Here is a 14,946-nt window from a genome sequence, read left to right on the forward strand (position 1 = left end):
GGGCCCGGGCGGCAGGCTCGGGCCGAAGCCGCTGGTCAGATCAGAACGAGGCGGTCCCCGACGAGTTGCGGCACGGCGTCGATGACGCTTTCTTGCGCCGCATAGGCCAGCTCGGCCTCCAGCCCCTTGCTCAGCATGCGCCGGCCCACGCGGGCGCGCCACAGGTGGTGCTCGGCGCCAGCGGGGCAGCGGCCTTGCGCGTAGAGCAGCCCGGCGGCCATCGCCGCATCGGTGTACGTGCGTTCGCCGGGTGACTGCTTGAACAGGCTCACCAGGTAGCCCGCGCCGAAGAAGTCTTCGAGGTTGAAGCGCCCGGCCGAACCGGCGCACACCAGCAACACTGTGCGGTCGGGGTGTTCGCGCGTGACGTGATCGACCACGGCGCGGCCGTTCACCAGCGCGGCCGCGAACACCGCCTCACCGCCGCGTGCTTTCAGCAAGGCCGGCGTGCCGTTGGTGGTGGCGTAGATCAACGACCGACCGGCGATGTCTTCGGCCATCAGCGAGTGCGGCGTGGCGTGCAGAAAGCCGGGCAGCGTCTCGGCCATGAACTCGCCGGCCAGCAGGCAACTGCCGGGTGCGTGTCGCTTGGCCTCGGCCAGGGCCGCCTCGCCATCGGGCATCGGGATCACGTCTTTCAAGCCCGCGTTCAGCACCGCGACCATGGTCGTGGTGGCGAACAGCACGTCCAGCACGACCAGCACCTTGCCGTCGAGGCGCTCGCCGGCCAGCTCTTCTTTGCGGGTGAGGACGTGGATCTTTTGCATGGGGCGCATCAAAAAAGCACCCGCGTCGGGTGCTTGTGAGCGAGGCCGTTCAGCCGTCGTTGTCTTTGGGCAAGGGCTGGCCGGGCCGGCCCACCGTGGCAAACACGCCGGTACAGCGCAGCATCACTTTCTCGCCCACACGCAGCTCGCAGTCGGCAAACGAGATGCGCGAGCCGTGCTTGCGGATGTCGGTGTGGGCTTCGAGCCAGTCGCCGGGGCGGGCCGAGTCGAGGAAGTCGCTCGACAAGTGCACCGACACCATGGACTGCGGCGGGTTGCGCGAGATGGACAGGTTGATGCCCATGGCCCCGTCCGCGAAGGTGACCAACATGCCGCCATGGGTGATGCCCAGCATGTTGGTGTGCTTCTTGGACACCCGCAGCCCGATGACCACCAGGTTCTTCTCGTCACGACGGAAGAACAGCGGCCCCAGGTGGGTGAAGTAGGGGCCGCCGCGCCGCATGTGTTTGAAGCCCTCAGGGGCTTGGGCGGCGGCGACTTCGGCCTCTTCCTCAGGGGTGAGGGCCTCGTGCGAGGTGGACGGGTCCTGACTCATGAAACTCAGTCTCGCGCGTCAGTCGCTCAGAAGTAGCTGGCCGGCATGGTCATGGTGGTGTCGTCCATGCTGCGCAGCAGTTCGTGTTGAGCACGGGTCTTGGGCAGCTCCCAGCGGAAGAACCACTGGCAGGTGTGCAGCTTGCCCTTGTAGAAATCGACGTCGTCGCCGACCGCGTTCGGCAGCGCGCGTTGCGCGACCAGCGCCTGGCGCAGCCAGGTCCACGCGATGACGGTGTGGCCGAAGGCTTCGAGGAAGACGCTCGCATTGGCCAGCGCGCGGTCGGTGTCTTCGGCCAGCATCGGGCCGATCTGCGCGACGGTCTTCTGCACGTCGGCCCAGGCGGTGCGCAGCGCGTCGGCGTGCGGGCGCAGGGTGTCGGAGGCGCTGGCGTCGGCGATGGTCTTGTCGATCTCGCGCGTCAGCAGCGCGAGCGCCGCACCCTTCTTCATCACCACCTTGCGGCCCAGCAGGTCGAGCGCCTGGATGCCGTGTGTGCCCTCGTGGATCATGTTCAGGCGGTTGTCGCGGTACAGCTGCTCGACCGGGTACTCGCGCGTGTAGCCATAGCCGCCATGGATCTGGATCGCCAGGCTGTTGGCTTCGAGGCAGTACTGCGAGGGCCAGCTCTTGACGATGGGCGTCAGCAGGTCGAGCAGCAGGCCGGCTTCTTCGCGCGTGGTGGCCGACTCGCCGGTGCGCTGGTCATCGACCAGCAGCGCCGAGTACATGCCCAGCGCGTACGCGCCTTCGACATACGCCTTCTGCGCGACCAGCATGCGGCGGATGTCGGCGTGCTCGATCAGCAGCACCTGCGGGTCGAGCGGGTTCTTGCTGCCGGGCTTGCGGCCTTGCGGGCGCTCTTTCGCGTACTGCAGCGACGCGAGGTAGCCGCGGTAGCCGTACATCACCGCGCCCATGCCGACGCCGATGCGCGCCTCGTTCATCATCATGAACATGCAGGCCAGGCCGTTGTGCTCTTCGCCGACCAGTTCACCAATGCACTGACCCTTCTCGCCGAAGGACAGCATCGTCGACGTGGTGCCGCGCCAGCCCATCTTGTGGATCAGCCCGGCCAGCGCCACGTCGTTGCGCGCGCCCAGCGAGCCGTCGTCGTTGACGTGGTACTTCGGCACCGTGAAGAGCGAGATGCCCTTCACGCCGGCCGGGGCGCCGGGCAGGCGGGCCAGCACGAGGTGGACGATGTTCTCGGTCAGCTCGTGGTCGCCGCCCGAGATGAAGATCTTGTTGCCCTTGATCGAGTAGGTGCCGTCGCCGTTGGGCGTGGCGCTGGTCGTCAGGTCGGACAGGCTGGAGCCGGCTTGCGGCTCGGTCAGCGCCATCGTGCCGAAGAAGCGGCCGCTGAGCAGCGCTTCGAGGTACTTCTTCTTCTGGCGTTCGGTGCCGAAGTGCTGGATGACGTTGGCGTTGCCGTGCGTCAGACCCACGTACGACAGCGTCGGGCCATTGGCGCTCTTGAAGATCGACGACGCGGCCTGGGCCAGCAGCACGGGCAGCTGCATGCCGCCGAGGTCGTAGTCTTTGGTCGGGGCCATCCAGCCGGCTTCGCAGTAGGCCTTCAGGGCCTCGCCGACCGCCGGGATCATCTGCACCTTCTGGCCGTCGAAGGTCGGCTCGTTTTCGTCCGACTCGCGGTTGTGCGGCGCGAACTTCTCTTCGGCGATGGCCTGGGCGGCATCGAGCGCGGCCGAGAAGGTCTCGCGGCTGTGGTCGGCGTAACGCGCGCGGGTCGTCAGCGCTTCGGCGTTCAGCACCTCGAAGACGTGGAAGTCGAGGTCGCGGCGGTTGATGATCGAAGAGGTCATGGAAGCGATTCCTGGGCTGCGGGCTGTCGAGGAAGTCAGAGACAAAGACACTCCGGCCGGACCGGCCGGGAGCGGATGGGCGATATTCTGCACCGCAAAACATCGGCGCGGGAATTGGAAATTGCCCGGGGCGTCAGCAGTGTGACCTTCGCGACTCGGTGGCCGGCCTCCTATCACGTAGGCGACAGGGCCTGCAGGCGGTCCGCGCCTGCGGGAGGGGCCGTGTTTACAAGCCCTTGCACTGGGATTACGATACCCGCCAATTCAAAACATTGTTCTGCACTGCGGAACGATAAATGAAGGCTGGCGGTGGCTGACAATCAGCCCTTTCGCCGATGCGGCCCCGGCCGCTTCCTCATCGCTTCATAGGGAACCTCAGCTCATGAGTAACGCCACCCAGTACGCGGTCCACGGGTCCGTGGCCGTCATCACGCTCAACAACCCGCCGGTCAACGGCCTCGGCTACGCGCTGCGCAAGGGCATCGTGGACTCGCTCGACCAGGCCCTGGCCGACAACGCCGTCAAGGCGGTCGTGATCACCGGCACCGACCGGGCTTTCTCGGGTGGCGCCGATGTGCGCGAGTTCGGCACGCCGAAGGCGGGCTTCGAGCCCAACCTGAACAGCGTGATCAAGGCGGTGGAGCAGTCGTCCAAGCCCGTGGTCGCCGCGATCGCCGGCGTGGCGCTGGGCGGTGGTCTCGAACTGGCGCTGGGTTGCCACTTCCGCGTGGCCAAGGCCGACGCGTCGCTGGGCCTGCCTGAGGTCAAGCTGGGCATCCTGCCGGGCGCCGGCGGCACGCAGCGCCTGCCGCGCCTGATCGGCCTCGACGCCGCCCTGAACATGATCGTCTCGGGCAACCCGATGCCGGCCAAGAAGCTCGAAGGCACCCCGCTGCTCGACGCGGTCACCGACGGCAACGTGCTCGAAGCCGCGCTGGCCTTCGCCGACAAGGTCGTCAAGGAAAACCTGCCGCTCAAGCGCGTGCGCGACCTGAAGGTCAAGCAGCCCAACGCCGAGGCCTACCTGCAGTTCGCCCGCAACATGGTGGGCGGCATGTCGAAGCACTTCCCCGCGCCGCTGAAGTGCGTCGAAGCGGTCGCCGCGTCGCTGAAGCCGATGGACGAAGGCCTGAAGGTCGAGCGCGAGCTGTTCCTGGGCCTGATGCAGACGCCGGAGTCGCGCGCGCTGCGCCACATCTTCCAGGCCGAGCGTGCCGCCTCGAAGATCACCGACATCCCCGAAGACACCAAGACCCGCGACATCAAGAAGGTCGGCGTCATCGGTGCCGGCACCATGGGTGTGGGCATCACGATGAACTTCATCAACGTCGGCATCCCCGTGACGCTGCTCGAAATGAAGCAAGAGGCGCTGGACCGCGGCCTCGGCACCATCCGCAAGAACTACGAAAACTCGATGGCCAAGGGCAAGCTGACGCAAGCCCAGCTCGACGAGCGCATGGCCCTCGTGACCCCGACCCTGGCCTATGACGGCTTCAAGGACGCCGACCTCGTCATCGAGGCCGTGTTCGAGAGCATGGAAGTCAAGGAACAGGTCTTCAAGACGCTCGACGAAGTGTGCAAGCCGGGCGCGATCCTGGCCTCGAACACCTCGGCGCTCGACCTGAACGCCATTGCCGCCTTCACCAAGCGCCCGCAAGACGTCATCGGCCTGCACTTCTTCAGCCCGGCCAACGTGATGCGCCTGCTGGAAATCGTGCGCGGCGCCAAGACCGCCCCGGACGTGCTGGCCACCTCGGTGCAACTGGCCAAGAAGATCAAGAAGGTCGCGGTCGTTGCCGGCGTGTGCGACGGCTTCATCGGCAACCGCATCGTGGCCCGCTACGGCATGGCCGCCAACGAAGCGCTGAACGCCGGGGCTTCGCCGCAGCAGATCGACAAGGCGCTCGAAAAGTTCGGCCTCGCCATGGGCATCTACCGCATGGGTGACCTGGCCGGTCTGGACATCGGCTACGCCGGCCGCAAGCGCCGCAAGGAAGCCAACCCCGAGGCCTACGTGCCCATCGTGGCCGACCGCCTGGCCGAAGCCGGCCGCCTGGGCCAGAAGACCGGCGCGGGCTTCTACAAGTACGAGCCGGGCAAGCGCGACCCCATCGCCGACCCGGTCGTGGACAAGATGATCGAGGACTTCCGCAAGGAACGCGGCATCACCGCCCGCAAGGTGACGGACGAGGAAATCGTCGAGCGCTGCATCTTCGCGATGGTCAACGAGGGTGCGCGCATCCTCGAAGAAGGCATCGCCCAGCGCGCGTCGGACATCGACATCGTCTACCTGAACGGCTACGGCTTCCCCGCACACCGCGGCGGCCCGATGCTCTACGCCGACCAAGTGGGCCTGCCCAATGTGGTTCGCGCCCTCAAGCGTTTCGCGGCCGAACCCGGCTCGGACACCGCCTTCTGGACGCCGGCCCCGCTGCTGGTGAAGCTGGCCGAAGAAGGCAAGAGCTTCAGCTAAGCCGTTGCAGCCTCGACAAGACTTAAAGGAATCATCATGACCGACGCAGTCATCGTCTCGACCGCCCGCACCGGCCTCGCCAAGAGCTGGAAGGGTGCCTTCAACATGACCTACGGTGCCACGCTGGCCGCCCACTCGATCGAGCACGCCGTCAAGCGCGCCGGCATCGACCCGGCCGAAGTGGAAGACGTGTTCCTCGGCGGCTCGCTGTCCGAAGGCACCACCGGCGGCAACATCGCCCGCGTGGCCGCGCTGCGCGCCGGCCTGCCCGTCACCGCCGCCGGCGTGACCATCAACCGCTTCTGCTCGTCGGGCCTGCAAGCCATCGCGATGGCCGCCCACAGCATCATCGTGGACGGCGTGCAAGTCGCCATCGGCGGCGGCGTTGAATCGATCTCGTGCGTGCAGAACGAGACCAACCGCCACATGCGTGCCGACCCCGCGATGCTCGAGCGCAAGCCCGAGATCTACTGGTCGATGCTGCAGACCGCCGAGCAAGTGGCCAGCCGCTACAAGATCAGCAAGGAAGCGCAAGACGAGTACGGCGTGCGCAGCCAGCAGCGCGCCCACGCGGGCCTGCTCGCCGGCAAGTTCACCGACGAAATCGCGCCGATGACGACCACCATGGGCGTCGTCGACAAGGCCACCGGCCGCCTGACGACCAAGGAAGTCACGATCTCGGCCGACGAAGGCATCCGCGCCGACACCACGCTCGAAGGCGTGGCGAAGATCCGCTCGGCCATGCCGGGGGGTGTCATCACCGCCGGCAATGCCAGCCAGTTCAGCGACGGCTCGTCGGCCTGCGTGCTGATGAACGGCAAGCTGGCCGAGCAGCGCGGCATCAAGCCGATGGGCATCTTCCGCGGCTTCGCGGTCGCGGGCTGCGAGCCCGACGAAATGGGCATCGGCCCCGTGTTCGCCATTCCGAAGCTGCTGAAGCAAGCTGGCCTGAAGATTGACGACATCGGCCTGTGGGAGCTGAACGAAGCCTTCGCCGTGCAGGTGCTGTACTGCCGCGACAAGCTGGGCATCCCCGATGACCGCCTGAACGTCAACGGCGGCGCCATCGCCGTGGGCCACCCCTACGGTGTCACCGGCTCGCGCTTGACCGGCCACGCGCTGATCGAAGGCAAGCGCCGCGGCGCCAAGTTCGTCGTCGTGACGATGTGCATCGGCGGCGGCCAGGGTGCTGCCGGCCTGTTCGAAGTCGTCTGATCTACCGTTGAATGAAGGGTGCGTGCGGCTTGGGTCGCACGCACCCTTTCTCGCTTCTGGCGGGACCGAAGTGCATCGAAGGCCTTTTCACCGCCAAGACGCCAAGAACGCAAAGAAGGGATTCATCCCTTGGCGTCCTTTGCGTTCTTGGCGTCTTGGCGGTAAGAAAACCGGGCCCTGAACCACGGCTTCGTTGAAGAACCTGTCTACGAAAGAACCTCAAATGAGCGTCAAGAACCTCTTCCAGCTCGACGGCAAGGTCGCGCTGATCACCGGCGGCTCGCGGGGCCTGGGCCTGCAAATGGCCGAAGCCCTGGGCGAGATGGGCTGCAAGGTCGTCATCACCGCCCGCAAGGCCGACGAGCTGGCCGAGGCCAAGGCGCACCTCGAAGGCCTGGGCATCAAAGACGTGCTGGCCGTGCCCAACGACCTGCAGAAGTTCGACCAGATCCCCGGCCTCGTGACCAAGGTGCTCGAGACCTATGGCCAGATCGACATCCTCTTGAACAACGCCGGCGCCAACTGGGCCACGCCCGCCGAGGACTACCCCGACGAGGCCTGGAACAAGGTGATGAACCTGAACGTGAACGCGCCCTTCTTCCTGTCGCGCGAAGTGGCCAAGCGCAGCATGATCCCGCGCAAGAGCGGCAAGATCATCAACCTCGCGTCCATCGCCGGCCTGAAGGGCTCGGGCCCCGGCGTGACGATGGTGGCGTACCACACGTCCAAGGGCGCGGCGATCAACCTGACGCGCACGCTGGCCTCTGAATGGGGCCAGCACGGCATCAACGTCAACGCGATCTGCCCGGGGTTCTTCCCGACCAAGATGACCGACGGCCTGCTCGACAAGATCGGCGACGGCGTGATCGCGCGCACCCCGCTGCGCCGCCTGGGCGGTGACGAAGACCTCAAGGGCGCGGTGGTGTTCTTTGCCAGCGAGGCCTCGCGCCACATCACCGGCCAGGCCTTGGCCGTCGATGGCGGTTCGAGCATCATCTAAGACTCACACGAGCCATTCCCCGAACCTGGCCTGCCCGCCGCTCCGAACGGAGCAGCTGGCAGCCCATGCATGCAGGGGCAGGACTCCCACACACCGTTGAGCACCAGAAGACCATGAGCGACACAGACAAATTCGTCGGCACGCGCCCCGTCGCGCCACAGCACGCTTTCGACGTGGGCCGCCTGACCGACTACATGCGCCAGCATGTCGAAGGTTTTTCAGGCGACCTGACGGTCGAGCAGTTCAAGGGCGGGCAATCGAACCCGACCTTCATGCTGACCGACAGCAAGGGCAAGCGCTACGTGATGCGCCGCAAGCCGCCCGGCAACCTGCTGCCCTCGGCCCACGCGGTGGACCGCGAGTTCAAGGTCATCAGCGCACTGGCCAAGACCGACGTGCCGGTCGCCAAGGCCTACGCCCTGTGCGAAGACCTCGACGTGGTTGGCACCATGTTCTACATCATGGACTGCGTGGAAGGCCGCGTGATGTGGGACCCGCAGGTGCCCGGCGCCAGCAACAGCGAACGCGCCGCCATCTTCGACGAGATGAACCGCGTGATCGCCGCGCTGCACAGCGTCGATCCGGTCGCCATCGGCCTGGGCGACTACGGCAAGCCCGGCAACTACATCGAGCGCCAGGTCGGCCGCTGGACCAAGCAGTACAAGGCCGCCGAGATCGACCCGATCCCCGCCGCCGACAACCTGATCGACTGGCTGCCGCAACACATCCCGGCCGGTGACGAAGCGCGCATCGTGCATGGCGACTACCGGCTCGACAACGTGATGTTCCACCCGACCGAGGCGCGCATCGTCGCCGTGCTCGACTGGGAGCTTTCGACGCTGGGCCACCCGCTGGTGGACTTCGCCTACCACTGCATGACCTGGCGCATGCCGGCCGACCAGTCGCGCGGCCTGGGCGGCCTCGACATTGCGTCGATGGGCATCCCGAGCGAGAGCGACTACGTCAAGCTCTACATGAAGCGCACCGGACGCAGCCTCGACGAGACCCCGTCGCCGGCCGAATGGAACTACTACATGGTGTTCAACATGTTCCGCCTCGTGGGCATCTTGCAGGGCATTGCCAAGCGCGCCCAACAGGGCAATGCTTCGAGCGCCGAAGCGGTGGCCGCCGGCAAGCGCGCACGGCCGCTGGCCGAGCAGGCCTGGGCGCTGGCCGAGACGATCAAGTTCTGAACAGGGGTTGAGGCAGGTCAACCACGCAGCGCGGGGTCGAGGCGTGCTTTGAGGCGCTGACCCCTACGCGACGGACAAACCCCGGACGCACCGCGAGAATCGCGCGTCTCAAGAGACAAACAAAGCGAGGATCCCCATGGATTTCGAATACACCGACAAGGTCAAGGACCTGCAAAAGCGCGTCACCGCGTTCATGGATGAGTACGTCTACCCGGCCGAAGAAGTCTTCGAGCACGAGATGGACGCTTTCCGCGCACAGGGCAACCCCTGGCAGGCGACGAAGGTCGTCGAGGAACTGAAAGACAAGGCCAAGGCCGCCGGCTTGTGGAACCTCTTCCTGCCGCCGAGCGCCGGTGGCCACAGCAAGCGCGTCGAGAAGTACGGCGCCGGCCTGACCAACCTCGAATACGCGCCCTTGTGCGAAATCATGGGCCGCTCGCACCTCGGTGCCGAGCCCTTCAACTGCTCGGCGCCCGACACCGGCAACATGGAAACCATCGTGCGCTACGGCACGGAGGAACACCACAAGCTGTGGCTCGAACCGCTGCTCGAAGGCAAGATCCGCTCGGCCTTCGCGATGACCGAACCTGACGTTGCCTCGTCGGATGCGACCAACATCGAAGCCAGCATCCAGCGCGATGGTGACCACTACGTCATCAACGGCAAGAAGTGGTGGACCTCGGGCGCGAACGACCCGCGCTGCAAGGTCCTGATCTTCATGGGCAAGTCGGACCCGAACCATCAAAACCGCCACCAGCAGCAGTCCATGATCCTGGTGCCGATGGACACCCCGGGCGTCAAGGTGCTGCGCCACCTGCCGGTGTTCGGCTACGACGACGCGCCGCACGGCCACGCCGAGATGCGCTTCGAGAACGTGCGCGTGCCGGCCAGCAACATCCTGCTGGGCGAAGGCCGTGGCTTCGAGATCGCCCAAGGCCGCCTCGGCCCGGGCCGCATCCACCACTGCATGCGTTTGATCGGCCGCGCCGAGCGCGCCCTCGAAGACATGTGCAAGCGCGCGCTGAGCCGCGTGGCCTTCGGCCGCAAGGTGGCCGACCAGGGCGTGACGCGTGAGCGCATCGCCAACGCCCGCATGCTGATCGACCAGGCGCGTTTTCTGGTGCTGCACGCTGCCTACAAGATGGACAAGGTCGGCAACAAGTTCGCCAAGCAAGAGATCGCGATGATCAAGGTCGTGGCCCCGAACATGGCCTGCCAGGTCATCGACTGGGCGATGCAGGTGCACGGCGGCGCCGCCGTGAGCGACGACTTCGGTCTCGCCAAGGCCTACGCCAGCTCGCGCACGCTGCGCTTCGCTGACGGCCCGGACGAAGTCCACCGCAACGCGATCGCCAAGGACGAACTGGCCAAGCACCTGACCCGCTGATCGGCCCCGGTTCCTTCGCCCCCGCAAAACGCCGCAGCTTTGCCTGCGGCGTTTTGCCATCTGGGGCCCGAACTCGCACGGGTGTTCGAGTGCCGTGTCGCCGAGGCGGCGGACAGGCCCGCGCAGGCACCGCAGTCTTGCGGGCTCGGGCCGCGGCCGAACGCCGTGCCCTCACTTGCGCCGAACGCGCCCCAGGCGCATCCTGCAAGCCCACCCCGGGCCTGACCGAGCTTCACACATGTCCGACCGACACGCCCCGCACTGGCCACCCGGCATGCCCCGGCACCTGAGCCTGCCCGAGACCAATGTGTTCTACAACGCCGAGGTCTCGGCCCAGCGCTACCCGAACAAGCCCTTCATCGTCTTCTACGACACGCCAATCAGCTTCGCCGAGTTCAAGCAAGAGGCCGAGTGGATCGCCGGCTACCTGCAGCGCGAATGCGGCGTGAAGGCGGGCGACCGCGTGCTGCTGTACATGCAGAACAGCCCGCAATGGGTGCTGGCGTACTACGGCATCCTGCGCGCCAACGCGGTGGTCGTGCCGGTCAACCCGATGAACATGACCGAGGAGCTGCGCCACTACGTGAAAGACGCTGGCGCCACGACGGCTTTCGTGCCGCAAGACCTGCTGCCGCAGATGCAGCCGCTGGTGGGTGGTGAAGAGGGCCTGAAGCACCTGGTCGTCGCGGCCTACAGCGACTACCTCAAGCGCCCCACCGACCTGCCGCTGCCGCCCTTCGTGTCGGCGCCGCGCCAGCCGCTCGATGGGCCCGGCCTCGTCGCCTGGGAAGACATGCTCGCCGCGCGCCTGATGCCCGGCCCGCTGACCGCCGGCCCCGACGACCTGTGCGTGATGCCCTACACCTCGGGCACCACCGGCCACCCCAAGGGCTGCATGCACACGCACCGCAGCGTGATGAGCACCCTGGTCGGCGCGGCGCAGTGGTTCAGCCGCACGCAAGACACCGTGTACCTGGGCGTGCTGCCTTTCTTTCACGTCACCGGCATGGCGGGCAGCATGAACGCACCGCTCTACACCGGCGCGACCACTGTGCTGCTGCCGCGCTGGGACCGCGAGGCCGCCGCGCAATGCATCCAGCGCTATGGCGTGAGCTCGTGGGCGGCCATCTCGACGATGGTTGTCGACTTCTTGTCGAACCCGCGCATCGGCGACTACGACCTGAGCAGCCTGCAGGTCATCCGCGGCGGCGGCGCGGCCATGCCGGCGGCGGTGGCCGCGCAGATGAAAGAACTGCTCGGCCTGCACTACGTCGAGGGCTACGGCATGAGCGAGACCATGGCCGCCACGCACATCAACCCGCCGCACCGGCCCAAGCCGCAGTGCCTGGGCATCCCGGTCTACGACGTCGATGCACGCGTGGTCGATCCCGCCACGATGCGCGAGCTGGGTGTCGGCGAGATCGGCGAGATCGTCGTTCACGCGCCGCAGGTGATGCAGGGCTACTGGAACCAGCCCGAGGCCACCGCCGAAGCCTTCGTCACCCTCGACGGCAAGCGCTTCCTGCGCACCGGCGACCTCGCGCAGGTCGATGAAGACGGCTACTTCTTCATGGTCGATCGCTTGAAGCGCATGATCAACGCGAGCGGCTACAAGGTCTGGCCGGCCGAGGTCGAGTCGCTGATGTACCGGCACCCGGCCATCCTCGAAGCCTGCGTGATCGGCGTGCAAGACGCCAAGCGCGGCGAAACCGTCAAGGCCTTCGTGGTGCTGCGCGACGAGCAGCGCGGCAAGGTCACGCCCGAAGAAATCATGGCCTGGTCGCACGACCACATGGCCGCATACAAGAGCCCGCGCCTGGTCGAGATCGTCGAGTCACTGCCCAAGTCGGGTAGCGGCAAGGTGATGTGGCGCGAACTGCAAGACCGAGAAGCCAAGGCCCAGGCGCGGTAGTCCTCACGAGGGGCTCCGTGCCGATCCACGACGCTGCGGGTTAGCCCGGGACAACAGCGCAACCATTGCGGCGCAGACTTTCGCCGCTCTTCCCCCAGACCCTCACCCACTGCACCTGTAGGAGCAACACCATGACCACCCCCCACTCCCGGCGCGTCCGCATGAACCGCCGCTCGGTGCTCATCGCCACCGCCGCAGTCGGCGCCGCCGCGCTCGCCCCCATTGGCAGCGCCGTCGCCCAGGCCTTTCCCAGCCGCCCCATCACGCTGATCGTGCCGTGGCCGGCCGGCGGCTCCACCGACCGCCACCACCGCGCCCTGGCCGAACTCGCCAGCAAGCACCTCGGCCAGCAGATCAACGTCGAGAACAAGCCCGGTGCCGGCGGCACCCTCGGCCCCGGCAACATGGCGCTCACCGCCAAGCCCGACGGCTACACCATCGCCCAGTACCCGATGGGCATGCTGCGCTACCCGCACATGCAGAAGACGCAGTGGCACCCGATCAACGACTTCACCTTCATCATGGGCGTGTCGGGCTACACCTTCGGCTTCGTCGTCAAGAGCGACTCGCCGTACAAGGGCTTCAAGGACTACATCGAAGCCGCCCGCAAGCAGCCCGGCAAGATCGACTACGGCTCCACCGGCATCGGCACCTCGCCGCACCTGCTGATGGAAGAAGTGGCCGACGCCGCCAAGGTCGAACTGAACCACATCCCCTTCAAGGGCAACGCCGACCTGATGCAGGCCCTGCTGGGCGGCCACGTGATGGCCGGCAGCGACGCCACCGGCTGGGACAAGTTCGTCGACGGCGGCCAGATGCGCCTGCTCGTCACCTTCGGTGAAAACCGCACCAAGCGCTGGCCGAACATCCCCACCGCCAAAGAGCTGGGCTACGGCGTGGTGTCGTCGTCGCCCTACGGCCTGGTCGGCCCCAAGGGCATGGACCCGGCCGTCGTGAAGACCCTGCACGACGCCTTCAAGAAGGCCATGGACGACCCCAAGCACGCCGAAGTGCTTGCCCAGCTGAACCAGGACATGTGGTACCGCACCGGCGACGAGTACAAGCAATGGGCCGTCACCATCTTCAGCAAAGACAAGGCGCTGATCGAGCGGCTGGGCCTCGCGGCGAAGTGACGGGGCGCCCGGCAGGTGCTTGCCGGGGCGTGAAATACAAAGGGCCGCATCTGCGGCCCTTTTGCTGGGTGCCCGGGCGCGCGTGAACGCGCCCGGTCGCCACTCACTGCAGGCGGTCGGAGCTTGACTGCCAGTCCTTGACCACCGTGGAGTACGAGGCTTCCATGCCCTCTTCGCCTACGCGCACGTAGCGCGAGATCCAGCGGTTCTCGGACGTGAACACCGGCGGTGCCACCGAGCGGAAGCCAAGAAAGTTCATGATGAACTCGATGGCCGGCGGCGTGAAATACCAGCCGAAGCCATAGGTGCCCGCTGCCTTGCCCGCGACCGGCATCTGCGTCATCGGGCTCACCGAAATCAGCGGGTGCTGGCTTTCCCATCCCAGGTCGTCGAAGCAGAAGAAGCGCTTGGCCCGGCGTGCCGCCGAGCGAATCAGTCCCAGCGAGTCGAACACCCCGTGGGCCACGCCCAACAGGCACACCACGTCGAACTGCTCGTCCGAGCGCGAGAAGAACTCTTCGGCCGTCGCCTGCACGATCTCGGCCGGCGCCACCCCGGCCAGCAACTCACGCGAGGTCTTCACGTATTCCGCCTGGTGCTCGACGCCCACGTAGCGCGTGGCCCCGAAGTGCGTCACCCAATGGCCCGTCGCCCCGAGGCAGCTGCCCAGGTCGAGCACGGTCGCCCCGCGAACCACGTCTTCCGGCAGCAAGGTGTTGTGCTTGTGGTTCAGCAGGTGCACCGTCGTCGGGTTGAGCGGGCGCAACCGGCGGTTGTCGAGTTGAAAGAACGGGGAGTCTTCGGTGAACAAGTCCATGGTCGATCCAGAGCGTGAAAGTCTCGCGCCGCGGTCGGGCGCGAAGAGGAAGGCAGGTCGCGGGAGTATCGGTGAGCGCGCGGCGCCGGCGCGTCAGAGCGTGCCCGGCCGGTATGCCAGGTAGGTGACGAAACCCAGCCGCGCCGAGATGACCTCGGTCGTGAAGCCCAGGCCCTCGAGCGTATCGACGTACCAGCGGTGAGGCAGCGGCTCCAGCACCCCGACCAGGCTCGCCTTCTTGGCGGCGATGTCTTCGGTGCTCATGCCCTGCGAGGCCTTCCAGTCGTGGTACAGGCTCTCGACGAACGCCGACTGGCGCGTCTTCTCGGTCAGCACCAGCAAGCCGTCGGGCTCCAAGGCCTTGCACACATCGGCCAGATAAGCGGCCCGCGCCTCGGGTTTCACGAAGTGCAGCGTCCAGTTCAGCAACGCCAGCTTGAACGGCCCGAGTTCGACCGGAAAGACGTCCGAGCAGATCAGCCGCGAATGCTGCACGACGCAGCGGTCGAGCATGCTCTGCGAGTTGTCGATGCCGGTGAGATCGGTGAAACCAGCCTGTTCGAGCGCGCGCAGGGTGAAGCCGGTGGCGCAGCCGATTTCGACGATGGGGGTGGTCAGTGCAAACCGCGTTTGGGCGATTTGCACTGATAACTGGACCACGGGGTCG

General features: G+C 66.6%; 12 protein-coding genes. 7 read left to right on the forward strand and 5 right to left on the reverse strand.

The genetic code is table 11. From position 1 onward, the window contains the following. Window positions 1–35: 35 nt before the first annotated feature. The 3 genes from AC1KAT_RS18780 to AC1KAT_RS18790 are packed head-to-tail and all read right to left on the reverse strand — an operon-like array spanning window position 36 to window position 3,149. Entirely contained in the window at window positions 36–767 is a 732-nt protein-coding gene (locus tag AC1KAT_RS18780) for a 2-phosphosulfolactate phosphatase (protein ID WP_480328498.1), read from the reverse strand. Between the two features lie 49 nt (window positions 768–816). Next, entirely contained in the window at window positions 817–1,323 is a 507-nt protein-coding gene (locus tag AC1KAT_RS18785) for a PaaI family thioesterase (protein ID WP_480328499.1), read from the reverse strand. Window positions 1,324–1,349: 26 nt separating this feature from the next. Further along, window positions 1,350–3,149: an acyl-CoA dehydrogenase gene (locus AC1KAT_RS18790; RefSeq protein WP_480328500.1), complete on the reverse strand. Its 1,800-nt coding sequence runs from the start codon at window positions 3,147–3,149 to the stop codon at window positions 1,350–1,352. Between the two features lie 382 nt (window positions 3,150–3,531). On the opposite strand from AC1KAT_RS18790, the gene AC1KAT_RS18795 reads away from it, so the two are divergent. The 7 genes from AC1KAT_RS18795 to AC1KAT_RS18825 all read left to right on the forward strand — a co-directional run bounded on the left by AC1KAT_RS18795 (window position 3,532) and on the right by AC1KAT_RS18825 (window position 13,462). Continuing rightward, on the forward strand, window positions 3,532–5,622 hold the full coding sequence (locus tag AC1KAT_RS18795; protein WP_480328501.1) for a 3-hydroxyacyl-CoA dehydrogenase NAD-binding domain-containing protein: 2,091 nt from the start codon (window positions 3,532–3,534) through the stop codon (window positions 5,620–5,622). A gap of 36 nt (window positions 5,623–5,658) precedes the next feature. Further along, window positions 5,659–6,837 carry an acetyl-CoA C-acyltransferase gene (locus tag AC1KAT_RS18800; protein ID WP_480328502.1) on the forward strand — a complete coding sequence of 393 codons (1,179 nt, stop codon included), beginning with the start codon at window positions 5,659–5,661 and terminating at the stop codon, window positions 6,835–6,837. 223 nt (window positions 6,838–7,060) lie between these two features. Continuing rightward, complete coding sequence (locus tag AC1KAT_RS18805) at window positions 7,061–7,837, forward strand: SDR family oxidoreductase (protein ID WP_480328503.1); 777 nt, start codon at window positions 7,061–7,063, stop codon at window positions 7,835–7,837. Between the two features lie 113 nt (window positions 7,838–7,950). Then, entirely contained in the window at window positions 7,951–9,030 is a 1,080-nt protein-coding gene (locus AC1KAT_RS18810; protein WP_480328504.1) for a phosphotransferase, read from the forward strand. 136 nt (window positions 9,031–9,166) lie between these two features. Further along, window positions 9,167–10,417, forward strand: a complete 1,251-nt coding sequence (locus AC1KAT_RS18815; protein ID WP_480328505.1) for an acyl-CoA dehydrogenase family protein — start codon at window positions 9,167–9,169, stop codon at window positions 10,415–10,417. A gap of 238 nt (window positions 10,418–10,655) precedes the next feature. Further along, complete coding sequence (locus tag AC1KAT_RS18820; protein WP_480328506.1) at window positions 10,656–12,329, forward strand: long-chain fatty acid--CoA ligase; 1,674 nt, start codon at window positions 10,656–10,658, stop codon at window positions 12,327–12,329. Window positions 12,330–12,460: 131 nt separating this feature from the next. Beyond that, window positions 12,461–13,462, forward strand: coding sequence for a tripartite tricarboxylate transporter substrate binding protein (locus AC1KAT_RS18825; RefSeq protein WP_480328507.1), 1,002 nt, complete (start codon window positions 12,461–12,463; stop codon window positions 13,460–13,462). A gap of 103 nt (window positions 13,463–13,565) precedes the next feature. On the opposite strand, the gene AC1KAT_RS18830 is transcribed toward AC1KAT_RS18825, so the two are convergent. Together AC1KAT_RS18830 and AC1KAT_RS18835 are read right to left on the reverse strand one after the other, a co-directional pair. Next, the gene (locus AC1KAT_RS18830; RefSeq protein ID WP_480328508.1) at window positions 13,566–14,279 is read right to left on the reverse strand and encodes a class I SAM-dependent methyltransferase; all 714 of its coding nucleotides are present in this window, start codon (window positions 14,277–14,279) and stop codon (window positions 13,566–13,568) included. Window positions 14,280–14,372: 93 nt separating this feature from the next. Further along, window positions 14,373–14,924, reverse strand: a complete 552-nt coding sequence (locus tag AC1KAT_RS18835; RefSeq protein ID WP_480328509.1) for a methyltransferase domain-containing protein — start codon at window positions 14,922–14,924, stop codon at window positions 14,373–14,375. Window positions 14,925–14,946 lie beyond the last annotated feature (22 nt).

The organism is Piscinibacter sp. PDB5-1, from assembly GCF_056676035.1.